The 26,244-nt window shown below is 32.3% G+C and carries 22 protein-coding genes; 4 read left to right on the forward strand and 18 right to left on the reverse strand.

Features of this window, described 5'->3' with window-relative positions:
• Positions 1 to 100: 100 nt before the first annotated feature.
• From CELLY_RS08640 to CELLY_RS08655, 4 genes are all read right to left on the reverse strand, one after another.
• On the reverse strand, positions 101 to 793 hold the full coding sequence (locus CELLY_RS08640) for a hypothetical protein (RefSeq protein WP_013621291.1): 693 nt from the start codon (positions 791 to 793) through the stop codon (positions 101 to 103).
• 232 nt (positions 794 to 1,025) lie between these two features.
• Complete coding sequence (locus tag CELLY_RS08645) at positions 1,026 to 2,786, reverse strand: hypothetical protein (protein WP_013621292.1); 1,761 nt, start codon at positions 2,784 to 2,786, stop codon at positions 1,026 to 1,028.
• Between the two features lie 54 nt (positions 2,787 to 2,840).
• A complete protein-coding gene (locus CELLY_RS08650; protein ID WP_013621293.1) occupies positions 2,841 to 3,911 on the reverse strand; it encodes a DUF4297 domain-containing protein in 1,071 nt (356 codons plus the stop codon).
• A gap of 257 nt (positions 3,912 to 4,168) precedes the next feature.
• Positions 4,169 to 4,525 (reverse strand): hypothetical protein, encoded by a 357-nt coding sequence (locus CELLY_RS08655; protein WP_013621294.1) that lies wholly within the window; start codon positions 4,523 to 4,525, stop codon positions 4,169 to 4,171.
• 367 nt (positions 4,526 to 4,892) lie between these two features.
• Here CELLY_RS08655 and CELLY_RS08660 point away from each other — a divergent pair, with 367 nt between their 5' ends.
• Complete coding sequence (locus CELLY_RS08660) at positions 4,893 to 5,228, forward strand: single-stranded DNA-binding protein (protein ID WP_013621295.1); 336 nt, start codon at positions 4,893 to 4,895, stop codon at positions 5,226 to 5,228.
• A gap of 66 nt (positions 5,229 to 5,294) precedes the next feature.
• Here the strand turns inward: CELLY_RS08660 and CELLY_RS08665 are convergent, their stop codons facing one another.
• The 6 genes from CELLY_RS08665 to metG all read right to left on the reverse strand — a co-directional run bounded on the left by CELLY_RS08665 (position 5,295) and on the right by metG (position 11,781).
• A complete protein-coding gene (locus tag CELLY_RS08665; RefSeq protein WP_013621296.1) occupies positions 5,295 to 7,418 on the reverse strand; it encodes a Tex family protein in 2,124 nt (707 codons plus the stop codon).
• Between the two features lie 87 nt (positions 7,419 to 7,505).
• Complete coding sequence (locus CELLY_RS08670; protein ID WP_013621297.1) at positions 7,506 to 8,213, reverse strand: YiaD family glycine zipper/OmpA-like lipoprotein; 708 nt, start codon at positions 8,211 to 8,213, stop codon at positions 7,506 to 7,508.
• A 43-nt stretch (positions 8,214 to 8,256) separates the two neighbouring features.
• Positions 8,257 to 8,733 carry a lipocalin family protein gene (locus tag CELLY_RS08675; RefSeq protein ID WP_013621298.1) on the reverse strand — a complete coding sequence of 159 codons (477 nt, stop codon included), beginning with the start codon at positions 8,731 to 8,733 and terminating at the stop codon, positions 8,257 to 8,259.
• Positions 8,734 to 8,905: 172 nt separating this feature from the next.
• Positions 8,906 to 9,079: a hypothetical protein gene (locus CELLY_RS17070; protein ID WP_013621299.1), complete on the reverse strand. Its 174-nt coding sequence runs from the start codon at positions 9,077 to 9,079 to the stop codon at positions 8,906 to 8,908.
• 75 nt (positions 9,080 to 9,154) lie between these two features.
• On the reverse strand, positions 9,155 to 9,673 hold the full coding sequence (locus tag CELLY_RS08680) for a ferritin (protein ID WP_013621300.1): 519 nt from the start codon (positions 9,671 to 9,673) through the stop codon (positions 9,155 to 9,157).
• A gap of 29 nt (positions 9,674 to 9,702) precedes the next feature.
• Positions 9,703 to 11,781, reverse strand: a complete 2,079-nt coding sequence (metG, locus tag CELLY_RS08685; protein WP_013621301.1) for a methionine--tRNA ligase — start codon at positions 11,779 to 11,781, stop codon at positions 9,703 to 9,705.
• 171 nt (positions 11,782 to 11,952) lie between these two features.
• Here metG and CELLY_RS17075 point away from each other — a divergent pair, with 171 nt between their 5' ends.
• The gene (locus CELLY_RS17075) at positions 11,953 to 12,123 is read left to right on the forward strand and encodes a hypothetical protein (protein WP_013621302.1); all 171 of its coding nucleotides are present in this window, start codon (positions 11,953 to 11,955) and stop codon (positions 12,121 to 12,123) included.
• Positions 12,124 to 12,184: 61 nt separating this feature from the next.
• Here the strand turns inward: CELLY_RS17075 and CELLY_RS08695 are convergent, their stop codons facing one another.
• Together CELLY_RS08695 and CELLY_RS08700 are read right to left on the reverse strand one after the other, a co-directional pair.
• Positions 12,185 to 13,900 (reverse strand): DUF1501 domain-containing protein, encoded by a 1,716-nt coding sequence (locus tag CELLY_RS08695; RefSeq protein ID WP_013621303.1) that lies wholly within the window; start codon positions 13,898 to 13,900, stop codon positions 12,185 to 12,187.
• Positions 13,901 to 13,909: 9 nt separating this feature from the next.
• Positions 13,910 to 15,403 carry a DUF1800 domain-containing protein gene (locus tag CELLY_RS08700; RefSeq protein WP_013621304.1) on the reverse strand — a complete coding sequence of 498 codons (1,494 nt, stop codon included), beginning with the start codon at positions 15,401 to 15,403 and terminating at the stop codon, positions 13,910 to 13,912.
• 195 nt (positions 15,404 to 15,598) lie between these two features.
• Between CELLY_RS08700 and CELLY_RS08705 the strand changes: the two genes are divergently transcribed.
• On the forward strand, positions 15,599 to 15,958 hold the full coding sequence (locus CELLY_RS08705) for a YraN family protein (protein ID WP_013621305.1): 360 nt from the start codon (positions 15,599 to 15,601) through the stop codon (positions 15,956 to 15,958).
• A 157-nt stretch (positions 15,959 to 16,115) separates the two neighbouring features.
• Positions 16,116 to 16,775 (forward strand): hypothetical protein, encoded by a 660-nt coding sequence (locus CELLY_RS08710; RefSeq protein ID WP_013621306.1) that lies wholly within the window; start codon positions 16,116 to 16,118, stop codon positions 16,773 to 16,775.
• Positions 16,776 to 16,786: 11 nt separating this feature from the next.
• Here CELLY_RS08710 and CELLY_RS08715 read toward each other — a convergent pair whose 3' ends face one another.
• From CELLY_RS08715 to CELLY_RS16700, 6 genes are all read right to left on the reverse strand, one after another.
• Complete coding sequence (locus tag CELLY_RS08715; RefSeq protein ID WP_013621307.1) at positions 16,787 to 18,103, reverse strand: TlpA family protein disulfide reductase; 1,317 nt, start codon at positions 18,101 to 18,103, stop codon at positions 16,787 to 16,789.
• A gap of 84 nt (positions 18,104 to 18,187) precedes the next feature.
• Positions 18,188 to 21,484 carry a transcription-repair coupling factor gene (mfd, locus tag CELLY_RS08720; RefSeq protein ID WP_394363714.1) on the reverse strand — a complete coding sequence of 1,099 codons (3,297 nt, stop codon included), beginning with the start codon at positions 21,482 to 21,484 and terminating at the stop codon, positions 18,188 to 18,190.
• A 90-nt stretch (positions 21,485 to 21,574) separates the two neighbouring features.
• Positions 21,575 to 24,250, reverse strand: coding sequence for a TonB-dependent receptor (locus CELLY_RS08725; RefSeq protein WP_013621309.1), 2,676 nt, complete (start codon positions 24,248 to 24,250; stop codon positions 21,575 to 21,577).
• 7 nt (positions 24,251 to 24,257) lie between these two features.
• The gene (locus tag CELLY_RS16695; RefSeq protein ID WP_013621310.1) at positions 24,258 to 24,980 is read right to left on the reverse strand and encodes a GLPGLI family protein; all 723 of its coding nucleotides are present in this window, start codon (positions 24,978 to 24,980) and stop codon (positions 24,258 to 24,260) included.
• A 61-nt stretch (positions 24,981 to 25,041) separates the two neighbouring features.
• Positions 25,042 to 25,251 carry a hypothetical protein gene (locus tag CELLY_RS08735; RefSeq protein WP_013621311.1) on the reverse strand — a complete coding sequence of 70 codons (210 nt, stop codon included), beginning with the start codon at positions 25,249 to 25,251 and terminating at the stop codon, positions 25,042 to 25,044.
• A 254-nt stretch (positions 25,252 to 25,505) separates the two neighbouring features.
• Positions 25,506 to 26,243, reverse strand: coding sequence for a GLPGLI family protein (locus tag CELLY_RS16700; protein WP_051983468.1), 738 nt, complete (start codon positions 26,241 to 26,243; stop codon positions 25,506 to 25,508).
• Position 26,244 lies beyond the last annotated feature (1 nt).

Raw genomic sequence — 26,244 nt, forward strand, 5'->3', positions numbered from 1 at the left:
TATAATACTTATACGTATATAAGTACCTAATTTAGCAAATAAAAACCGAATAGAAAATCCGCGAGGATTTTCGAAAGTCGGCTTGCACTAGCAATTAATTTTATACGGTGTTTGGTGTAGTGTTTTCTATTACAAATTCTTTTTCAGATAATATTATTATAATTTCATTTAAAAAAATGTTTGATTTTTCAAGATATTCAATCGCTAATTCGTCATCTTTTAAAAAGAACTTATTATTGGTTTCATCAAATTCAATTTTCCCACTGAAACCATTTTCTAATTTAGCTTTATCGGTATCGTCTTTATAAGTTGAGTTTTCGTGAATGATTTTATTCCTCAAATTTTGGAACTTTCCTAATCGAGGTTTGTGTATGTTAATTATTTCATCGTTTAATCCAGTGGTAAGTTTTAGGTAATCTAATGCTGTTTTTATTAAGTTATTACCTTTTAGTAGTTGAAGGCTGAAACTTGAGAGTGTGTGGTCTGTTATTATATTACACAATTGCGAAATGTAACTTTCGAAATAAGTGTGGATTAATGCGATAGATGAATGAAAATAGTAAGAGTTAATAGCTCTAAAACTACTTTCATATTCAGCTATTATTTTACTTTCAAGACTTGGGTTTTCTTCAATTTGTTCTAAAAGTTTATCAGAAAACTGGTTATTTGTCTCTGATATTTTTTCAGAATTGATTTCAAAGTATTGTTCTAAATATTTTTTTTCAGAATTTAGACTTTCTTTGAAGTATGAGAAGTCAATTTCTTTAGTTATTAATTCCTTTTTTGTAAACATTCAGTTTTATTGGTTATTTGGCATTACACCTAACGGCTTCGGCTATGATTAGTACGTGAATTTAAAGCGATTAATTTCCGATTAAGCACTTAGCCAAAACTTTTTATTTTGTTTTAATTTTTTCATTTTTAAAGCCAAATCAAAAGATTTGGCGGACATTATAAAAATACACTAAACGCTGGATTAAACACCAAACCCCGTATTAATTATAGCCCTTGTTAGCAGCTGGGTTTTATTTATTATCGAACACTTTCTTTACTTTTTCGTACTCTGATTTAAGCAATAATCTATCTTTTGTTAAGGTTATAATTTTAGCCTTTTTCTTAAATTGGACTAAATGTTCATTTTCCATTGCGCACAATAATATTTGTGTTTTTTTGGATGTTCTATTGGTAAGCAGATTTACTATCTTCTCATAATTCGTATCAGATTGTTCTTGTTGATTGGGTGTGTCAATAACTAATGCTGATTTCACTTCGTTTCCATATTCTTCCACCATTGTGAAAATGCTTAAATAATATGCTAGAATGGCTCTAGAACCCTCAGCAGCTCCACCTTCTTTTATGACTTTATTATAATCTAAAGGCGATTCAATTGATGAAATGTTGACTGCTTCTGCATCTAATAACTCTATATAATCAGAAAAAATTGAACTGAATGAATTGTTAATCTTTTCAATATCTTCAAGAGTAATTAAACCCTTTTGTTCTTTACCTAATTGCCTTATGTCCTTTTTAAGTGTGTCTACAGAATTAACTTTTTCAATTTTATCATTTAACACACTTTTTTTAATTGCGTTACCTGCAATATTCTCTATAATTTGATTGAAATTAAAATCTTTAATTTCTATATCATCACGTTTTACCGAATTTGTGTTTTCAATGTGTTTAGATACAGGTAGTTCTTCGCTAATGACATATTTCTCATTTATTTTTAGAATGCTCTCTCGTGCCTTATCTAATTTGAAATTAGCGTTATCAATTTTTTTGTTAATCTTGTCAAGTTCAGTTAAAATCGATTGTAATTGATTCTCCGCTTGACTTTTGTCTGTCATTATTGAAGTTCTATTTATTATTGAGTTTTCGTGAACAACCCCACATAATGGACATTCTATTTCATCTTCTTCTATGTTTTCAATTGTAAATTTGTAGTCTTTGTCGAGTTCTGAAATTATCTTTTCCGTGATTATTTGTTGTTGTTCTAAGTATACTCTATCTCCATTTAATGAGGTTAATTGACTAAGTATTTTTTCTTGTTCTTCTTGTAGATTTTTTAAGTCAACTTTAATTTCTTCCGTCAATAATTCAAATTCTTTGGTTTCAGTTGTTGCATTTGTAATATGAGGAATATATTCTTCCACCACATCCAATGTTGTTTCAATTCTCTCTATTTGAGACTGTACTAAGTTTTTAGTGTCCTTTTTTTCAGCTTTTTTACTTTCTAGTTCAAAATGTTTCGGTGTAAGCAACCCTACGTGGTACTTTACTATTGTGCTTCGCCAATTTTTATACTGTTCCAATTTTTCAAAATTGTCCCAAGCTTTCGACCAACTTCTTTTTTGGTCAATGTAAAATGGTAGAAAATAAAAAGCAGGTGGTGGTGTTTCCATTAATCCCGTACTACGATTTGGTAGAAGAGCCTTGAATTCCAAAATTTCTGCTACTTTTTGAGAGTATTCTCCAGTAATTTTTTCATAATCGACAAAATCTTCATCCTTGATTTTTAAGGAAATCTGATTTTTGTATCGTTTTACAGTATAATCATTAGTGTCAACGCTAAATTCCACAATAGTTTTACTATCGGTTGTGCTCCAATTAGTATCTAAAGTTGGTTCACATCCAATACCCCAAAATAAAAGTTTAACTAATGTTGATTTACCTACACTATTGTCAACTGCCGTGATTAGATTCAAAGTTTCGCTGAATTCGAATTGATTTGCTGATTTTGTTGAATTTGATAGAATCAGCAGACGTTTGAATTTTAAGTTTAGCATTTTTTGAAGTTCTTAGATTTCGTATTAATATTTTAAAATTTTCTTTACTCATTTTTACAACAATATATATTCACAAATAATGGCACTCTTTATTTCTAGTTCATTGTTAAATTGCTTCTCAATTTTTTTAGGGATTTGTTTTTTTACGTTGTCGATTAATTTTCCTAAATCATCAATCCCTTTATCTAAATTTAATTGAATTTCATTAGCAAAGAAATTGGTTGTGTCCAATTGAAGAGTGCTACTATTGCTGATTCTTTTAGCTCTGTATCTATCAAATGGTCGTTTTAATAATTTAGAATTAATTGAATTTAATCCTATTTCCGAGCATATTGTGTGAAATTCAACTTCAATTTTTGCTTCGTCTTTGATGCTTGTAAATGAATTAATAACCTCAGTAACTGTAATAGATGTAAGTGCTTTATTTATTAGTAAATCATTCCATTTTGTGAAATCATAAGTAACTTTTCCTTTTCGATTTATTTCATCTATTAGTAAACGGTATATCTCAACAGGACTACAATGAGAATTTGGAAATAAATTAGAGACTAACTTAGCAATTGAAGCAATTACATCATTTTGAAAATTCTTTTCTGATAGCTCTGGTACGATAAATTGTATATTAGAAGGTAACGATGAAATCCCCATTTCTTTTCGTATTTCATCTTCTAATTCTTTAAATTGAGCATCAGACAAATCATTCAAAGTTATTTTGTTAAGACTTAAACCTTCTTCTTTGAGAGTAAGTGAAAAGTCATTAAGTGCAACCAAGTTTAATTCTGTTATTCTATCCTTAAAAGGTTTTTCAAATCCACTGCTTATTAGTTTACCTAACACACATTTTTTGTTCTTTTTTTGATGAACCAATTTATTTGCAGTAAATCGTCCTTTTGTAGTTTTAACTTGATTAAATTCAAATTTAGCTTTTGAAGCATCTAACGAGTCGCTTACGACTACATCTTCGTGAAGTTCCACAAATACTGCATACTCATTGGCTTTAATATGGTCATTTAAAACACGATATAAAGCCCAATGATATTGGTATGAATATTTTTCAAACGTTTCAGAACCTGCCTTTTCTCGTTGAACGGCTAAAAGTGGATTTTGATTTGTTTTATCACTCATTGTTCTGTTAGTTGTTTTTTTTACCTTGCTGCTAACGGTTACGTATAAGAATAGTGCGGTTTTGTGTGCGAGGATTTTCCGAAGGAAAATCAGACGTAACAAAAGCGTACTAACCTTTGATTAAGCAACTAATTTAGCATTATTTTTATACATTGTTAGCTTTTAGTTGTGACACATTTGAGTGAACACGTTTTATTATTATTCCGATTTTCAATTCCGCAAACTTGCTCAAATTCCGCTTGAGTGATAATTCCGTTTTATTCAGTCAATTTATTATAATATGGCATTATCAATTCCTCTAATTTTTTCCGTTGTGATTTTGTCAAAGAATGTCCTTTCGGTGGATACGTTTTGGTTGGTCTAATAGCCAATTCAATTAGTAATTCTTTTATTATTTCGTTTCGGTCAATTCCGCGTGATAATATTTTAAATGTCGTGTTATTCTGAATAACTGGTCTGTCCCAATTCGAATTTTCAAAGAGTTGAGAAGAAATTGAAAAAATGTGAGCAATTCCAATCCAATCATCAGGAATAATTTCGATAATCGCTTTCACATCCTTTTTCGAGATGGAATGATTTGGTTCGCTATTTATTTTTTCGGTTACGATTTTCATTTTTCGGAACAATTAAAGCTAACTAGTTAGTAACCTCATTTTATTGCGTTTATTCCGCCAATATGGTTGAATAAACGCACATTTTACATTTTTAACTGTTATTTTTCCCACAATTTATAATTATTTTCTGTATTGTAATTACGTAAATGTGTAATTAGCCCAATTTTGTGTGTAAAATGCATTAAATATACCCCGTTTTGTATTTTTATTTAGGAATTTTTTAATCATTTTTAAACGACTACAAATAGTTACAACCGAAAGTAAGCGCTTTGTAACCGTATAAAGTTTGGTTGCGGTTTTAGGTTTGCAGTGCCATTGCAATAGTGCTTTGGTAGTAGTAACTGTTAAACATTAAAACACACAAATTATGAACGCACTTAAAAACAGAGTACAGTTAATTGGGAACTTAGGTAACGATCCAGAAATTATAAACTTAGATGGTGGTAAAAAGCTTGCACGCTTTTCTATAGCTACTAATGAGACGTACAAAAACGCTGCTGGAGAAAAAATAACAGATACCCAATGGCACAATGTTGTTGCTTGGGGTAAAACTGCAGAAATTGTAGAGAACTTTTTAACCAAAGGAAAAGAAATTGCTTTAGAGGGCAAATTGGTTAACAGGTCTTACGAGACCAAAGAAGGCGAAAAAAGATATGGTACAGAGGTGAATTGTAACGAGATTTTAATGCTTGGTAAAGGGTAATGTAACCTAAACACTAACCATAAACTAAAAAGGCTTTCTATACTGGTTTAGAAAGCCTTTTTAGTATTACATATTTTTATGTAAAGCTAGTTGTATGCGCTTACGGGCAACGTCTACCTCTAATACTTTTACCACTATTTGTTGGTGTAGGCTTACGTGCTCATTTACGTCTTTTACAAAAGTGTCTGCCAGGTTAGATATGTGTATTAAGCCACTTTCCTTAATACCAACATCTACAAAACAACCAAAATTGGTAATATTGTTTACTATACCTGGTAATAACTGTCCAGCAACAAGGTCTGTTATAGATCGTATGTTTTGGTTAAAAGAAAATACTTTGGCTTTTTCTCTAATATCTAAACCTGGTTTCTCTAACTCCTTAACAATGTCTTGCAATGTTGGTAAACCAACAGTATCTGTGCAGTATTTTTGTAGGTCTATTTTTTGTAAAACCTCTTTATTGCCAATTAACTCTTCAATAGGTACTTTGGCATCTTTTGTTATTTGTTGTACTATGCTGTAACTCTCTGGGTGTACGGCAGAATCGTCTAACGGATTTTTGGCATTTTTTATGCGTAAAAAAGCTGCACCTTGCTCAAATGCTTTTCCGCCCAAACGTGGTACTTTTTTTATGGCTGTTCTGCTTGTAAAAGCACCATTTTCGTTTCGGTAATTTACTATGTTTTCGGCTAATTTTGGTCCAATACCAGATACATAACTTAGTAAAGATGTACTTGCGGTGTTTATATTTACACCAACCGCATTTACACAACTCTCTACAACAGTGTCTAAAGATTGTTTTAGTTTGCTTTGGTCTACATCATGTTGGTATTGCCCAACACCTATAGATTTTGCATCTATTTTTACCAATTCTGCTAACGGATCTGCAAGTCTACGCCCAATAGAAACCGCACCACGCACGGTAACATCATAATTAGGAAACTCGTCTCTAGCAATTTTTGATGCCGAGTATATAGATGCGCCTGCTTCGCTAACCACAAAAACTTCTAATGGGTTTTTAAATTGTATGCGTTTAACCAATTGCTCTGTTTCTCTAGAGGCTGTACCGTTACCTATTGCTATGGCTTCAATTTTATAAGCATCTGCTAAAGAGCTAATTTTTTTAATTGCTTCTGTGCTTTTGTTTTGTGGTGCATGCGGATAAATGGTTTCATTATGCAACAAATCTCCTTGGGCATCTAAACACACCAATTTGCAACCGGTTCTAAAACCAGGATCTAAGGCTAATATTCTTTTTTCGCCTAAAGGAGAACCTAATAGTAATTGTTTTAAATTTTTAGAGAAAACAGCTATTGCATCTGCATCTGCTTTTTCTTTAGCATTTTTTAAAAGCTCGTTAGACAAAGAGGGGAGAAGTAGTCTTTTGTAAGCATCTTGTATAGCAAGCTCTATTTGCTGTGCACAGGCATTGTTACTTTTTATAATTCGGGTTTCAATTTTATCTAAAGCTCTATCATTGTCTATTTCTATTTTAACCCTAATAAAACCTTCTTTTTCTGCTCTTAAAATGGCAAGTAACCTGTGTGATGGGCATCGTTTTAAAGCCTCGCTCCAGTCAAAATAATCTCTAAACTTCTGGGCTTTTTCGTCTTCTTTTTTAGTGCCAATAACTTTGGTGGTAATTAGGGCATAGTTTTCAAGCTGGTGGCGTATACCGTTTCTAATATCTGTGCGCTCATTAATCCATTCAGATATAATATGTCTGGCTCCTTCTAACGCCAAATCTTCATTAACAATAACATCATTTAGGTATCTAGAGGCTGTATATTCAATTTCATCATTACGCTGTGCCATTATTATTTTGGCTAAAGGCTCTAAACCGTTTTTAATAGCGGTTTCTGCCTTTGTCTTACGCTTTTTCTTAAACGGAAGGTAAATATCTTCTAAGGTAGTAAGGTTGTCTGTGGCAGCAATTTTTGTTTGTAGTTCTGGCGTTAAAACATCTTGTTCTTGCAACGCTTTTAGTATTGCTGCTTTTCTTTTTTCTAAGGCTTCAAACTGAGCTTTGTAGGTAACAATAGCACCAATTTGTACCTCGTCTAAATTTCCTGTTTTTTCTTTACGGTATCTAGATATAAAAGGTATGGTACAATCTTGATTTAAAAGCTCTATAGTATTTTTTACACTTAGTTCTGGTAACTGCGTGTGTTTAAGTATATATTTTATCATTAAAAAAGACCTTATAAATTTAGTTTTATAAGGTCTCTAATATATTTAACTCAATTGATTTAATCGAATTTCTGTGCTATAATTTTTCTAGTTTTCGCCAGACTGCATTTTAGCATCATTTATCATTTTCTCGTTAGGTAAAATAGCAACGTTTACTCTTCTGTTTTTTGCTCTACCTTCTGGTGTACTGTTATCATGCGTTGGTTTTTCTTCTCCAAACCACTCTGTAGTAAATCTACTAGCAGCAATTCCTTTAGCTGTTAAGTATGATGTTACTGCGTTTGCTCTGTTTTTAGATAACGTCATGTTGTAATCTGCAGCACCAGAACTATCTGTATGGCCTACAACCAAAATATTGGTATCTGGATACTCTATAAATACATTAGCTAATTTATCTAAAGATGTTTTAGATGCACCGTTAATGTTGTATTTAGCTGTGTCAAAAAATACACCACTGTTTTCATCAAAAGTTACAACAATACCATCATCTACACGCTCTACTTGTGCACCCGGAATTTCTTCTTCAATTTTTTGTGCTTGCTTATCCATTCTATTACCAATAAGCACACCAGCACCACCACCAACAACACCACCAATAACTGCACCTAGCTCGCCATTGCCTCCTTTGCCTACATTGTTACCAATTATAGCACCTAAAATTGCACCACCAGCAGCACCAATTGCACCACCTTTTTGTTTGTTGTTTGCGTTTTGTACAGCATCACAACTTGTAAAATTTACCATTAATAGTAATGCAAATACACCTATTGTTATTTTTTTTATTGTTGTTTTCATGTGTTAATTTTAAATTATTTAATAATTAATGGGTTGTGTTTTTTTACCAATCTGCTTTGGTAAAGTTCATTGTAATTGTAAATGGTTTGCCATCTACAGATAAAGTTTGTGTCCAGGTCATATTAGACTCTGTTAACAATGCAAGTGATAATCTAAACCCTACGTTGTTTTGACTTTTACCTTTTGCGTCTGTAGGCTTAATTAGAAAGTCGTACAAACCAGTAGTTTCATCAATTTCCTGAATTGTAAAAATAAAGTTACGTTCTCCTGTAGCACAATTTGCATTGTTTATGCTATACTTACCAGTGTTGTTGTTAGGTATAAAAGACCAAGAACTACCTTGAAAGCATTCTTTAGATACATCGTTTAAAAGCGTAACATTATATTCACCAGCTTCACTATAAGATATGTTGCTAAGTGTCCATTCTCCTTTAATTACTTTTTTTGATGTTCTAACGGTTTTTGATGCTCCGCAAGAAACTAAACTTACTGCAAGTAGTAGTACTATTAACTGTTTCATAATTTATTTTGATTTATGTATATACGAAATAACTGTTTTTTTAGACCACACAGTAACTCATTTGCATAAAATGATAATGCAATAAATTTGTAGTCCAAATACTATGTAAAGATACTAGATGTTGTATTAACTAGGTGTGAAAAAAACTGTAAATTAGATGAAGTGCGTAGTCTTAGGCTACTTTTTTAAGCAAATCAAAACAAGGACATTTTTTACAACGCTTGTTTTCAGATTTCTTATATTTTTTACAGCATTTGCTTTTTACCTTATCTGCAACTTTAGGAGTTGCTTTTAGCAATTTTTTTAATGCTTTTTTTTCTTTTTTCTTATCCTTTTTTTTGCCCATAACTACTTATGCCTAAAAATAGTACGGCAAAAGTAGTTATTTTAAATTAATCTAAATAAAATTATTTTGTTAAACTTATTGTGGATCTTCTGTAGAGGCTGTAGACACTGTTAGTTGCTGTATATCTCTATCAAACAAATACAAACCACCTTTATCATCTCCAATAAGGTTTATTTTGTCTAAAATAGTACGTGCCATAGCTTCTTCCTCTATTTGTTCTGATACGTACCATTGTAAAAAGTTATGTGTAGCATAATCTTTTTCTTGTAAGGTAATGTGTACTAGCTCATTAATACTATTAGAAACAAACACTTCATGTTCAAATAATTTTTCGAACATTTCTTTAAAAGAATTAAAGGTTACGTTAGGTGCGGCAAGCTCAGAAATTTGTGCGTGTCCGCCACGTTCATTAACAAATTTAACCAGTTTTAGCATATGGTCTCGCTCTTCATTAGACTGGTCGTACATAAAACCAGCAACACCCTCAAGACCTTTTACCTCTGCCCAACAAGCCATAGCTAAATAAATCTGAGAAGATTCTGCTTCTATTTTTATCTGATTGTTAAGTGCTTTTTCTATATTTTTTGATAACATAATTTTCTTCTTTTTATAAAATTACAAAATTAATTTATTGTTTCGCCACTATTTACACCATCTTCATCTGGGTTCACAAAAACTAATTTTCCGTCTGCATTTTCTGTCATTAAAATCATTCCTTCACTCTCTACACCGCGTAAAGCTCTTGGAGCTAGGTTTACTAAAACAGTAACTTTTTTGCCTACAATTTCTTCAGGAGTAAAGCTTTCTGCAATACCAGAAACTATGGTGCGGGTATCTAAACCAGTATCTACCTTTAAAACCAATAGCTTTTTTGCTTTAGCCATTTTTTCTGCTTCTATAATGGTACCAACACGCATATCTAACTTTGTAAAATCGTCAAAAGTAATGGTGTCTTTTTGTGCAGCTACTTCTTTGCTCATTTGTAAGTTTGCTTTTTTTGTTGCTTCTAGCTTTGCTAGTTGAGCTTCAATTTCTTTGTCTTCTACTTTTCTAAACAACAATTCTGCTTTGTTAATTGTATGTCCGGCTGGTAATAATACGTCTTGGGTAGCAATAGTATTCCATTCTACGTTATTATTTGCAGCACTTACATTTAAAATGTTTTTAAGTTTATCCGATGTAAAAGGTAAAAATGGCTCACTTAGTACAGCCAATGCAGATGCTATTTGTAAAGCAACATACATTATGGTTTTTACACGTTCCTCATCTTGCTTAATAACTTTCCAAGGTTCTTCATCTGCTAAGTACTTGTTACCAAGTCTAGCTAAATTCATTAATTCTTGTCCGGCTTCTCTAAATCTATAGCGTTCTAAAGAACTAGAAATTATTTCTGGGTATTTTTTAACCTCTTCTAAAGTAGCTTTATCTATTTCAGAAAATGTAGCAGGAGTAGGTAAAACACCGTTGTAATATTTGTTTGTTAATACCACAACTCTGTTTATAAAATTACCAAAAATGGCAACCAACTCGTTATTATTACGTGCCTGAAAATCTTTCCAAGTAAAATCGTTATCCTTAGTTTCTGGAGCGTTTGCAGTTAGTGTGTAACGCAAAACATCTTGCATATCTGGGAAATCTTCTAAATACTCATGCAACCAAACTGCCCAGTTTTTAGAAGTTGATAACTTATTGCCTTCTAAATTTAAAAATTCATTTGCTGGTACGTTTTCAGGTAGAATAAAATCTCCGTGTGCTTTTAGCATACTAGGGAAAATAATACAGTGAAAAACAATATTATCTTTACCTATAAAGTGAAGCATTTTTGTGTTTTCATCTTTCCAATATGGCTCCCAATCTTTGCCCTCGCGTGCAGCCCATTCTTTGGTAGATGAGATGTAGCCAATAGGTGCATCAAACCAAACATAAAGTACTTTGCCCTCACCACCTGGTACCGGAACAGGAATTCCCCAGTCTAAATCTCTGGTTACGGCACGTGGTTTTAAACCATCGTCTATCCAAGATTTGCATTGTCCGTAAACATTAGGTTTCCAATCGTTTTTATGGCCTTCTAAAATCCATTCTTTTAAAAAGTCCTCATACCTATCTAAAGGTAAAAACCAGTGTTTTGTTTCTTTTAAAGTAGGTACAGCACCAGATACGGTAGATTTAGGATTTATTAATTCGGTAGCACTTAATGTAGATCCACAGTTTTCACATTGGTCTCCATAAGCTTCTTCATGGCCACATTTTGGACACGTACCAATTACAAACCTATCTGCCAAAAACTGTTTAGCTTCTGCATCATATAATTGTTCTGTAGTTTCTTCTATAAAATCACCTTTGTCATACAAATTCTTAAAAAACTCAGAAGCTGTATCATGGTGTACTTGTGCAGATGTGCGCGAGTAATTATCAAAAGTAATTCCAAAATCTAAAAAAGATTTTTTAATGATTGCGTGGTATTTATCTATAACCTGTTTAGGTGTAATGCCTTCCTTTTTGGCTTTCATAGAAATAGCAACACCGTGCTCATCACTACCACAAACAAAGGCAACATCTTTATTGATGCCTCTTAAATAACGTGCATAAATATCTGCAGGAACATATACACCTGCCAAATGGCCAATATGTATTGGTCCGTTTGTGTAAGGTAACGCTGCTGTAATTGTATATCTACTTGGTGTTTTTGTTTGTTGTGCCATTAAAATTGAATTAAGCTGCAAAAATACATTTTTAGCAAGCAGTACTAAAGAAAAGATAGAAATAAATGCGTGTTACAACCACTAGCTACTTTTAAAAACTAGCGCAATACAACGATTATTTAAAATATAAGCTGTATTTTTTAGTTGTAATTGTATAAAAAAGATAAAGTTATGAGTGGTAAGCCAGTACGTAAAGATGTTTTAAAATCTGTAGATTTAGATGCTATAAAAGATACTCCTAAGTCTGAAGATGATATTACACGTGTGTATAAAAACAAAAATTCTAGAGTTAAAAAGGAGTTAGATTTTAAAACAAAAAAGAACAATACTAAATTGACATAAAAAAAGCACCTAAATTAAATAATAGGTGCTTTAATGTAATATTAATTGTAATGTAAACTGATTAAGATACCATTACAGATTTGCTCATTTTTTGATCTTGAACACTTATTCTGTAAATGTATTTACCTGTGGCAAGGTTTACAGGTAGGCGTTCTCTAATGTTAATTTCTTGAGAGCCTTCTGTAGTCATAGCATTGTATACTGTGCCTATGTTTTGCCCTAAAATGTTATAAATTTGAATATCTACGTGTGCCGTAAATGGCATTTCTAAATGTATTGTTGGGTTTCCTTTTGTAGGGTAATATGGTTTGTGAACTACCATATTTTCTATTACAGGGTCTGGTTCTGTAGGATCTGTTCCTCCGTCTGGTGGTCCAGGTAAAACAGGAGTTTCATCATCAATAGCAATATCTGGAAAATCTTCTCCACTACAACTAAAACCTAAATCTACTGGCACATAAGTGCGCCCTAATAAATGTCTTTCTACAGCTTCTCTAGGTACACATAACCATTCTGCTAAAACAGTGCCATATAAATCTCTAAAATCCATTGTATACTCTAGGTTACCTCTTTCATTAGGATCCTCTAATGATGGATGATCACCAACAAATGCACTACCGTTTAACGCAGAACCAAAGAATAGTGTAGGACTTGCTTTACCATGATCTGTACCGTTAGATCCGTTTTCGTATATTCTACGTCCAAACTCAGAAAAGGTCATACTTAAAACCTTGTCATCTTGCTCTGTACAGGCTAAGTCTTGGTAAAAATCGCTTACGGCAACAGATAAATTTGTCATTAAGCGTTCATGTACTAATGGCTGATTTCCGTGCGTGTCAAAACCACCCATAGAAATCATATATACTTTTGTGCCTAAGCCACCTTTTATTAGCTTGGCTAATACAGCTAATTGTCGTGCAAAACTATTGTCTTGGTATTCAATACCGCAACCTAAAGCTTCACCACGTTCATAAGCCTCATGTATTTTACCAGAATACTCATAAGTAGTATTAGCAACACCTCTTAAAAACTTAATTTGGTCACCATACATACAATCGCCAAAAATAGTTTCGTCAGCTATTTCATATTGGTTACCTGTTTCTGCAATACGTTCTAGTTGGTTAATATTACTTGTTACAAATGCATAATTTGTTTCTTCTCCCTGAAAAACCAAGCTACCATATTGTCCTATTTGGATAGCAGCAGGAGCTTCTGGCGGGTTAATTAAATAATCTTGATATAATTCTTCAAAATGTCTACCCATCCAACCTGTTTTTTCACCAGAAAAACCAGTGGTTGTTAAATCGGTATTTGCAAAAATATCTGATCCTGTAAAATGAGATAAACTCTGACCTTCATAACCTACGCCATGAACTGCTTTAAACTGACCTTCTCCCCACATGCGCTCTAAAGAGGTCATGTATGATGGAACACCAAAATTATCGGTTAATTTTAAAACCTTACTTTCTGGTATGTATATATTAGGTCTTGCATTTGCATAAGTATCATATTGCTCTATTGGTATAACAGTACTTAAACCGTCATTACCACCTGCAAGTCTTATTAAAACTAAAACTTTACCGTCTGACTCTGCATCTGCAATTGCAGTAGACAAAGGTGACGTGGCCGAAGCGTTAAGTACATTGCTACCTAATAGCATAGAACCAGAGCCAACCATCCCCATTGCTTGTAAAAAAGAACGTCTGTTCCATTTTTTATGCTCTAAGTCATGAGCCTCTTTGTCTGCATGTTGTACTTTAGAATTTGTATTGCACATAATAAATGGTTATTTTAATTGGAATTCTGGTTGTCTAATAATATGCATCATAAGCTGAAAAACTAATACTTCTGCACCTGGGTAATATAAGCTCCAGGTACCGTCTCCTTCTGGAGGAGCGTAATATTGTACCAGTGCATCGTCTCTAAATACATCATATGCATTTTGTAGCTCGTCTGCAGCAATACCTTTTGGTAATAATTTATCTAAAATGGCATCGGTAACCCTGTCTGGATTACTTTCTGTAGATGCATTAGGTGTCACAGAAATAGCAAAATCTCTAAATTGCTCAGAACTTACATTGTATGCTGTTTGCAAATAAAGTTCTGCAGATAGCCAGCGGCCAATCATAAAATTAGTATTTATCCAATACCTATCTCTGTACCAACCTTCTACTCCTGGTGGGTTAAAAATTTCTTGTCCAAGAAGTCTGCATGTGTTTTCTACACTTGCAATTGTATCTTCATCAAACGTAAAATTAGTTTCGTTTATTAGGTTTATATAAATATCAAACGGACTCTTAATTATTACACCAACAGCTTCGTCATCATAAAAATGTTCACTTTTAAATAGCACTCTTAATACTTCTGCTATTTCAAAACCACTACCTCTAAATACTGCCGCTAATTCGTCAACAATTTGTTTTGCATTACCGTTGTTTTCTTCGTCATCAGAATCTGGGTGAACAAAAAACTCGTATAATTTTTTACAAATAAACCAGCTTATTTTTTCTTCTCTTTGGTCAAATAAATTAGTTATAACACCATCATAATCAAAGGTGTCTGTTTGGCCAAAAATGGTTTTACTACCTGTGTCATGCTTTGTTGGGTCAAAAGTAATTGGAGTATAACTTTCTTCACCACGTTCTACCCAACCAGTTAAGGCTCTAGCGGTTTCTATAATATCTTCTTCTGTATAGCCGTTACCTTCACCTAATGTAAATAATTCATACAACTCACGCGCATAGTTTTCATTAGGGTTGTTACCATTATTGTACACACCATCTAAATAAAATAACATAGCGTCATTAAGGCCAATTTCACTTACAAAATCTTTAAAATTGCCTATTGCATTACGTTGTAAACAATCTACATACCTATACAATAGAGGCGGAGCCATGTAGTTTCTGTATTCCGTTACAAAATGGTTGCTCCAAAAGAAACTTAACCTATCTTTTAAATTATTTGTAACTAAACCATTTATGTATAGACTTATAAACTCTTGTTTTTGTTGATTTCTTAATTGGTTTCTAGCGTCATCATCCTCAGGATAATCTGCACCTGTCCAATTTGCCCATATAGGTGCTGCAATTTCTGGCATACTAATAGCCTCTGCTATTAAATTATCTACATATGCAGACACATTTTGTCCTACAGCGTTTGTAATAGTGTCTACAGAGGCACTAAAACCTAATCTTCTGTAAAGATGTTCAGCTTTTTGTTTGTCTAGTGAGCCAGCTATGGGGTTTAGCGATGCAGAATTGCAATTCACAAAATATTCCATAATAATTATTGCATTAGTATTGATCGGTTATTAGGTTGTGTGTTTATTTTTAACGTTAAAATATACATTACCGTATATGAATGGTCAAAAATTTTAACAAAGCAACTTTATTACCTACGTAAATTAAGCGGTTTTAGATGATGAAAAGCTTTTTTTTTCGATGAAATGCTGTAATTTGTGTGTTAAATTTTTTTTATGGGTATTCACAATCAGTTTGGTAAAGAAGGGGAAAAACTAGCAGTAGAGTTTTTAAAGGATAATGGTTACGTTATTAAGCACCTTAATTACCGTTATTTAAAAGCTGAGGTAGATATTATTGCACAGCAAAAAAGCACACTAGCCATTATAGAGGTAAAGTCTAGAAGTAGTGACGCTTTACAGAATATTGCAGATACGGTAACCGCTAAAAAAATTAAACTTCTTGTTATGGCTGCAGATCATTATGTGTCTGATAATGATTTAGATGTAGATGTTAGATTTGATATTATTACAATTTTAAAAAATGCAGATAATTTAAAAATTGAGCATTTAAAGGATGCATTTTATCATTTTTAAAATTGAACCTACATATTTTTATCATATTACAATTGTTACATTTAAAACAATTTGTTAATTTTGTAATGTAAAGATGATTTTTTTCGTTTATACTGAAAAATATTTTTCTAATACACGCAAAACAAACAACCAAAAATTAATTTAAACTAACAGCAAGATGAAAACAATATCATCCGTAGTAGAGGAGTACATTAAAAAGAAGCCTTTTTTACAAAGTGCTTTGGCACAAAGCATTATTAACTTAACGTCGTTATCTAGAATAATTAAGCCAGAAATAGAATCTGAATTAGGTAAAGATATTAGAAACGGAGCTATTGTTATGGCTTTAAAAAGGTTATCTGACGATTTAGAGTTTAGAGCTACGCACAAAATTGTAAAAGTCCTTAAAAATATAGGAGAAATTACGGTGAGGTCTTCTTTAACAGATTTCACTTTTTTATTGTCTGATTCTATCTTAGATAACCAAACAAAGCTAATTAGAGAAGTTAACAAAAATAAAGATGTTTTTTATACTTCTTCTAGAGGAGTAAATGAGCTTAATATTGTGGTAAATAATACTTTAGATAATACAGTAGAAGAGTTGTTTAAGCACGAAAGATGTACCCAAAAAGCAGAAAATTTATCTTCTATTACTGTAAAATTACCAGCAGAGAATGTATCTGTTCCTGGTATTTATTATTTTATTTTTCAGCGTTTAGCTTGGGAAGGTATTGTACTTTTTGAGGTGATTTCTACAACCAATGAGTTTACTATTTTAGTAAATGATGAGCAGGTAGATGTAGCCTTTAAAACTATAAAAGATCTAAAGGCTTTATAAGTCTATTTGTACTATTCTTTATTTAAATATTCTAGAACCTCTTTGTAGGTTTCTGGCTTGTTTACAATTCTTTTGTCTTTATCTAAAATAAAGTAGGTAGGTGTGGCAGAAATGTTATACAATTCTGCGTATTTGCTATCCCACTTGCCTAGGGCTAATGCGTGTGTAAAACTTTTAAGTTTAGCAGACTCTGTGTCCCAATAATTGTACTCGTCCTCTAAACCAACAGCAAGTACTTTTACGTTGCTGTATTGCTGTATTGCTTTGTTTAGTTGTGGTAATTCTTTTAAACAATGAGAGCATGTACTACTCCAGAAAACAACAACGTAGTTTTCAGCTCCAGATAATTTACTAAGACTATCTTTACCATCATTCCAAGTAATTTCTGGTGCTTTTGCACCAATTCTTAACCTTGTATGCGCTTCTATACCTTTTATTAATTCTTGATTATTAGTTACAGCGCCAATTTCTTTTAGGTAGTTGCTGTATATAAAATCTGATGTTTTATTATACTTTGCGCTTGCCGCATAAATCCATAAGTCATAAAACAAGCTAAACTTAAAAGTATCATTAACACCCTCTAACTTGCTAGCAACAGTTTGTATGTTTTGTTGCAAAACTGTTTCTGTAGCATCTTTTGTAATTTTATTTAACGGCAAAGATGTGTACACATAATTTAATGTTTTATCTGTTAAGAATGATGAAGCCTGTAATTGCTCATTTTTAAAATCTATTGCTGAAAAATAATTTTGCTTTTTATGTTCTACAAATTCGTAGATAGACTCAAAACTACTTGCTACGTATGGCTTATTTGCTTTAATAAAATTAAGAGCTATTAAATCTTTAGCATCAGCTTCATACTTAGCTTGTGTGCTATTTATTTTATTGTAAAGTTTTGCTAACTCTTTTTTATTAGTGCTGTTAGATGTGTAAAAGTCTATAACCTGCTTTTGCAACGCATTAATTTCTAAAAAATAACTGTTTACTATTTTGTTTTCTGTTGATGTTGCATAGGTGGCCCCATCTTGTGCATTAAAATTAAGAACAATGTCTTCCTTGCCATTGTACAAAACATCAAAATTAAACTCTTCTTGTGGTACGGCATATACCAGCCTGTAAGTTCCGGCTGCTGCATTTGGGGGTAATTCTAGTTTAAATTTACCGTCTTCTATTTTAGTATCTGCAACATAAACTTGTGTACCAGGTTTAAGTTGGTATGCAATAAGCCAAGTATACTCTTTGGCTGGCGAAAACGTGCCAGATATGGTGTGCTGTGCTGTTAATGACATAGCAATAAGAGCAAATAATAATGTTAGCGTTTTTTTCATAGTATGCTTTTTTTAGCAATGGTTAATGCTTAGTTATATAGCTTATTTTCAAAAACCGAACCAAACTAAATATTTTTAATCATTTTAATGCGTATTAAAAGGAGCCAAGCTCTTTAATGCTTTTTCTACAGTAGTAATTTTATCAAAAACTAAAAGTAAACGTAAGCCAGCTCTAGTTTGTTTTTCTTTCATTTTACAAATAGCGGTATTGGCTTGTACAAATTGTAAAACTTTAGTGAATTTAGGGCTTTGGTAAAAACCAGATTGTTGGTCTGCAATAAAATAGCCAATCATTTTACCTTTTTTAAGTACAATTTTTTCTAAACCTAGGCTATTTGCAATCCATTTTATACGAACCGAGTTTAGTAAATCTTCAACCGGACTAGGTATTTCCCCAAAACGGTCTACCAATTCTTTTTCATACTTAGCTAAACCTTCTTCTGTGGTAATTTGGTTTAATTGGGTGTATAAGTTTAATCGTTCTGTAACATTATTTACATAATCATCAGGAAATAAAAGTTCAAAATCAGAGTCTATCTGAGTTTCTTTTACAAACACTTTGTCTTTACCTTCTACCTCTTCGTATAAATCTTTAAACTCGTTTTCTTTTAATTCTTCTACAGTTTCTGCTAATATTTTTTGATAGGCATCAAAACCAATTTCATTAATAAATCCGCTTTGCTCACCACCTAAAATATCACCTGCACCACGTATTTCTAAATCTTTCATTGCAATATTAAAACCACTACCCAACTCTGTAAATTGTTCTAATGCTTGTATACGCTTGCGAGCATCGTTACTCATAGAGTCATAAGGTGGTGTAATAAAATAACAGAATGCTTTTTTATTGCTACGCCCTACACGGCCACGCATTTGGTGCAAATCACTTAAACCAAAATTATTGGCGTTGTTTATAAAAATAGTATTGGCGTTAGGAACATCTAAACCACTTTCTATAATGGTGGTAGACACTAAAACATCAAACTCGCCATTCATAAAAGCAAGCATTAAAGTCTCTAGCTTTTTACCGTCCATTTGTCCGTGACCAATACCAATTTTAGCATCAGGAACCAAACGTTGCAACATACCAGCAACCTCTTTAATATTTTCTATACGGTTGTGTATAAAAAACACTTGTCCGCCTCTTTGTATCTCGTAAGAAACTGCATCTCTAATGGTGTCTTCTGTAAAGCGCACAACGTGGCTGTCTATTGGGTATCTATTTGGTGGCGCTGTGTTTATTGTAGATAAATCTCTGGCTGCCATTAAACTAAATTGCAGCGTTCTTGGTATTGGCGTAGCAGTTAATGTAAGTACATCTACATTTTCTTTAATAGACTTTAACTTGTCTTTTACAGCAACACCAAATTTTTGTTCCTCATCTACAATTAGCAAACCTAGATCTTTAAAAACTACGTTTTTATTTACCAATTGGTGTGTGCCAATTATAATATCTACTTTGCCTTCTGCCAAACGTTCTAAGGTTTCTCTTTTTTCTTTTGCAGTTCTAAAACGGTTTACATAATCTACCGTTACAGGCATATCTTTTAAACGCTCTGCAAATGTTTTATGGTGCTGAAAAGCCAATATAGTAGTTGGCACTAAAACAGCTACTTGTTTGCCGTTATCTACCGCTTTAAAGGCGGCACGTATAGCAACCTCTGTTTTACCAAAACCAACATCGCCACAAATAAGACGATCCATTGGCCTATCACTCTCCATATCTTTCTTAAGATCTTCGGTGGCTTTACTTTGGTCTGGGGTATCTTCATAAATAAAAGAAGCCTCTAACTCGTGCTGTAAATAACTATCTGGAGCGTATTTAAATCCTTTTTTAAGCCTACGGTTGGCGTATACTTTAATAAGGTCAAACGCAATTTGTTTAACTCTGGTTTTGGTTTTCTGCTTCAGTTTTTTCCAAGCACCAGAACCTAGTTTAAATATTTTTGGAGGCTTACCGTCTTTGCCCGCAAATTTAGATATTTTGTGTAGGGAGTGTATGCTAACGTACAACACATCACGCTCACTATACATTAATTTTATGGCCTCTTGTTTTTTACCTTCTACATCTATTTTTTGTAAACCGCCAAATTTACCAACGCCATGATCTATGTGTGTTACATAATCTCCAATATCTAACTTGGTAAGTTCTTTAAGTGTAATGGCTTGCTTTTTTGCATAGCCATTTTTAAGGTTGAATTTATGGTAACGCTCAAAAACTTGATGATCTGTGTAGCATGCAACTTTTATATCGTCTAAAATAAAACCTTGAAAAAGAGGTAATACAACTGTTTTGTAATGTACATCTTGTTCTACTTCATCAAAAATATCATGAAAACGTTTTGCTTGTTGCTCAGTAGCACAAAAAATATAATTGGTATACTTATTAGCGTGATTTTGATCTAGGTTTTCAATTAGTAAGTCGAACTTTTTATTAAAAGAAGGCTGTGGTTTAGAATGAAAAACAATAGATTTATCTGCATTTGTTGCTGTTTGATGAATGCTTATAACATTAAACCCATCAAACTCTTTTTTTAACTGATTAGAGTCTACAAACAACTCCTTAGGCTGAGCGTGTTTTAGCTCGCCTGTAAGTTTTGTAAAAGCTTCTTCTGCTTTTGCAAAAAGCGAGTCTAACCTATCATGTAAAAGTTCTGTATTTTTAGAAAAAATGACAGTTTTTGCGGCAATATATTTTAAAAAGCTTTCTCTTGTTTCGTCTAAAAATTTGTTTTCTACATTGGGTACAATGGTAATTTTAGTGACTTTGTCTGTAGATAATTGTGTTTCTACATCAAAAGTTCTAATGCTATCTACCTCATCACCAAAAAATTCTATTCTGTAAGGTACATCATTAGAAAACGAAAAAACATCTACAATACCACCACGAACCGAAAATTCTCCAGGTTCGGTAACAAAGTCTACACGTTTAAACTTATACTCAAACAACACCTCATTTAAAAAGTCTAGGGTAATGGTGTCATCAACCTTAATTTTTAGTGTGTTTTTATCTAGTTCTTTGCGGGTTACCACTTTCTCAAACAACGCATCTGGATACGTAACTAGTAATGCTGGTTTTTTACGCGAATTAATTCGGTTTAAAACCTCTGCACGTAGCAGCACATTAGCATTATCTACCTCGTCTATTTGGTAAGGTCTACGGTAGCTACCAGGATAAAACAGTACATCTTTTTCGCCTACCAATTGCTCTAAATCATTTAAATGGTAAGCAGCCTCTTCTTTGTCGCTAAAAACAACCAGAAAAGGGGTGTCTGCTTCTTTAAAAGTTTCAGATATTACAAAGGATAGGGCAGAGCCTGTTAAACCTGTAAGTGTTGTGTTTTTTTCATTTTTGGCAATAGTAGTTTGCAGTTTCTGCATTTGCGGAAGCTGTGCCAACGATTTTAAAATGAGAGATTTTCCCAAAAGTCAATACATTTTTTGCAAATATAAAGCTACAATTTTAAACAATTATAGTTTGTAGCTAATTTTAAAAAGAACAATGCGTGGTAAAATAAAGGTTTTACTATCGCTTATTAAAAATGTACTAAAAGAATTGTCTTGCTTAAACTGTGTATCAAACAGGTTAGTAGCTTTAATTTCAAAACCCCAAGGACTATCTTCTTGTTGGTAAAAAAGAGAAACCATAGCATTGTCAAAGCTATTATCTATGTTTCGGTCTTTATTCACATAATTATCAAAATTATATTCTGCTTTTAAGGTAAAATTTTCTAGAAAAACATAATCTAAATAGGTAAAAAAGTTGGTGCTTCTATACTTGTTTTTTCCTACAGATGTGTTGTAGTCACTATCGGTTTGTGTATAGCCAACCTCTAAATTTGGGCCTTTTTTAAAAACAGTCTCTAGGCTTACGGTATTTGAGAATCTCCCAGAGGTATTTTTTTGTGTCTCTGCGTTTACAAGCTGGTAAAAATTACTGTAGTTGTATGAGCCTCTGTATTTAGCCCTTATTTTTTTTATTCTTTTATTAAAATTACCACTAAACACCCAGCTATCCTCCGGTTGTGTAAATAGTATTAAAGAATTAAATTGGTTAATGCCTTGCAACTGCGTTTCTCCTTTTAATTGCTCTGTTTTTTTATTGTATCTAACATTTAAGTTGTAAAATAAACCGCGCAATAAACTTCTTTTAGAGTAATTAAAACTTGTGGTATGAAAAAACTCATTTTCTAGGTTGGCATTGCCTCTAAAAACCGAATTAAAATTACGGAGTATAAAATTACTTGCAAGGTTGTTTACAGAAGGAAAACGAGCATTTGCTTTGTATTTAAAAGTTGCTTTTGCACCGTTTTTAAATTTAATTTCTGTGGTAAACTCTGGTGTAAGTACCGTTTTTGTATTGGTTGTTTTTGTTTGTAACTGATGTAAAGACCAGTTAAAATAATGTTGGTATACGGCAGGTTTAAACGTAAAAATACCAGTTCTAAATTTGTATTCTAAACCTACATAAGTGTCTATAAAATTATGCTGTAAATTGTTACCAAAATTAGCAGTATTAAAATTGTTTATTTCTCCGCTACTTAAGAGCTGCACATCTTCATTTACAAAAGAGTTAAAGGTTGAGTTTACACCCAAACTAAAATACAAGTGGTTGTAGTTGTTTAACACCCAATAGTCTTTTACAATGGCATTTACACTATGTGTTTTTACTTCTTTGGTTTGCTGTATGTTATACACATCATCTGCCTGTAACGGAATTAATCCTTGTAGTATTCCTTTATCTGTTTGCCAATTTGTGTTGGGCTTGTCTATGGTATAACTGTGCGTGGCCTCTAAAGTACCGGTATGGTTGTCTGTTAGTTTACGACTATAGGTTACATTTTGTTTTAGCGTTAGTGCATCTATGTCATTAGCGGTATGTATGCTATTAGTGTTTGTTGGGCTGTTTGTATTAATGGTGTTTAAACCGTTGTTATTGGTTAGTTTTACAAACGTATTAAAAGCAAAATCTTCCTTGTAGGTTGGGTCATAATCTAGTGTTATTTTACCAATGGTAAAAAAGTTATTGGCATTGCCAGTTGTGGTTCTGTTTTCTGTAAAAGGATCGTTGTTGTTTTGGTAAATATTCTCGGTTTGGTTTTCTGTGTCGGTATCTGTTTTAGATGCAATAACATAACCACTAATATCTGTGGTGCTATTTATGGCTTGGCGTACGTTAAGCGCACCAAATTTTTGACTACGCTCTTTAAAATTATTGTTGTTTAAAAACTGACTAAAGTCTGACTGAAACAAACTAGACATACTGCCAGAACCAGCCAGTATTTTGCTAAAACCGCCTTCAAATTCCATATAGTCGCTAAACGTAAATGCTTTTTCGCCAGTATTGTTTATATCACCAATAAAATTAATATTGGTTTTAGGACTGTAGTAAAATACATTTGGGTGTACGGCGTACCTGTCTTTATAGCCCGCAGCAACATCTAAATCTCCAAACAAAAAGCGTTTTTTATCTTTTTTAAGTTTAATGTTTAGTGCCATTTTATCTGTGTCTTGCAATCCCTTAAGCATAGCAATTTCACTATAGTTATCTATAACCTCTATTTGGTCTACAACATTGGCGGGTATGTTGTTTACAGCCATTTTGGTGTTTCCTGTAAAAAAGGGTTTGTTGTCTACCAAAACATTGGTAATTTTTTTACCGTTAGAGGTTACATTACCTTCCCTGTCTACGTCTAAACCAGGTAGTTTTTTTAAGGTTTCTCGTAGTTTGCGTTCTTTACCATTGGTAAAGGCATCTGTATCATAAACAGTAGTATCTTCTTTAACCTCTATAGGTATTTTATAGGTAATCTCTACACCGTCTAAAGTGTTTACATCTTCTTGTAAAACAAAGTTTTTAGTGGTTTTTTCTGTTGCTGTAGTGTTAACCACTAATTTTTTGTAGCCTATGTAGCTAATGTTAATTTGGTAGGTATAGCCTTTTTGCAAACGTAAAATATAAGCACCTTTTTCATTGGTAATGGCAAAAGCAGTTTCTGCATCATCACTATCTGGAAAAGCTAAAATATTAGCATTAGGTAAAGGGCTTTGCACACTGTCTTGTACAAAGCCTTTGTATGTAATTTCTTGGCTGTAAGTATAATTAATAAATAATAGTAATATAATTTTATATAGGTGTTTGCGCATTATTATACTATCTCTTCTCTTTCTTTAATTTATTATAATACTCGTCACCAGCTTTTTTATACTCATCCTTAGACATAGTTTTAATATTTTGGGGCCACTTTATGTCTACTGGTTTTTTAGGATTTAGTTTTATCTCCTTGGCTTTGTAAGTAGCCATTATGTCATTTAATTCTAATATGAGGCCTGGTAGTTGCCCTACATAATTGTTTGGGCCATAAGCAAATGGTATTGCGGGGGAGTACCATGCTATGATTGTCTTATTACCGTTTTTTGTGGTTTTCAAAAAAGTAGCTTTATAACATAAAAAATCTCCTATCTTTTTGGTTTCCTTAGTTAATTTCCAGTTCCCTTTTTCTATGGGTAAATCAAAGTTTATTTTTCTTCTAGTTTCTATTATCTGTTTTTTTTGAGATAATGAAGTATAGTATTTTCCTTTACTCGAGGACATTATTAAAGCTAATCCTTTAAAATAGTTAGTTTTACCAACATCTAAATTGTCTAATGGATTAAATAAAGAGTATTTTGAATTAAAAGATAAATTGAATTCTAATTCTTTTGAGGCTTTAAATACATTTGAAAGGTACTCATATTTTTGTATACCAATAGAGGATTTTTCTTTATCAAGCACAGCTTGTTGTTTATTCATGTCTATTTTGTAGACAATAACCCCTTCTTTTATTTGAGAGAACGAAAGTATAGGAAGTAAAATTAGTAGTAATATATTTTTCATTTAAATTATTTGGATATAATAGAAAGTGTAGAAATTTATCTACACTTTCAAAATTTAGTTATTAATCAACACAATGGGCTAGTACATAATCCATTGCTTCAGCTGCAAGAAAACCATCTCCCTCTTGGTCATAAACATATTCCATAACATCCCAAGCTAAATCTTCGCATGAGTATCTACTTATATCTTCTTCAGTTTTATTTATTGAAGCAAACGCATTAGTACTCATAAACAAAACAACAGCAGCGATACTAAATATTTTCTTTTTCATAATTTTAATTTTGTAACCTATTTATTTTTTAGGTTGATTAGTAAATAAAAATAAGCTCAAAGTCACTTATCAAAGTCTTTAAATAAAAAAACCAACGTTGGTTACTAGCTAGTTGCCAAAAATGGTATAGGTAGACTTTGAAAAAACCTATATTATTTTTGACTCCTTAAATGTATTATTATTATTACAATGATTATTTAATTTAACAATATTTTAACGGGAATATTGATTGCAAATCTGAACCATTTTAGTCATTATCTTCTTTGCTTACTAGCCTCTGCTAATTCTTCCCATTTTTTATTAGCTTGTTCTTGGGTTATTATTTTATCCAAATTAGGCACTGTAATGCTAATTTCTTTTTTGGGGTTTAAGTTAATTTCGGTTGCCATCATTGTAAATTTATCTGTCTTAACCTTTAAGACTAAACCAGGTAAACCAGTATATAATTTAGGACCAATGCTTACAGGTATTTCTGTGGTAAACCAAGCTTCTACTTTTTCTGTATAATAATGCCCTTGTCTGCTAAATAAAGTTTCAGTTGCCAATGCTTGGTTACAAACATATTTGCCAATTTTTTTTGTTTTATTAGTTATTTTCCATTGTAGAGGTTTTCTGTTTATTGTTCCTACGTATTGGTTTATTTCTATAATATTATTTGCTTTTATATTTCTATAAAAGGGCATTTTACCTATTAAGCTCGATGTTGGATTGTGTCCAGTTTCTAATTCTAGAGCATCATTGTAATAAAAATACGATTGATTATTTTTAAAATGTAAATAGTAATCTACATCAACAGCACTTCCATATTCATTTTTGGCAAATTCTTTATGAGTATGGGGAATATTTTTATTATTGTAAATTGTTTTTAGTATACTATCTATATAAGTTTTGTTTAAAGATCCATTATACTTAATAATACCACTCAGCTCTTGACTATAAGTAAGGTTGCTTAGTAGAATTAGTATTAAGACCAATTTTGTAATTTTCTTCATT

The sequence above is a fragment of the Cellulophaga lytica DSM 7489 genome, assembly GCF_000190595.1.
GTDB classification, from domain to species: Bacteria; Bacteroidota; Bacteroidia; order Flavobacteriales; family Flavobacteriaceae; genus Cellulophaga; species Cellulophaga lytica.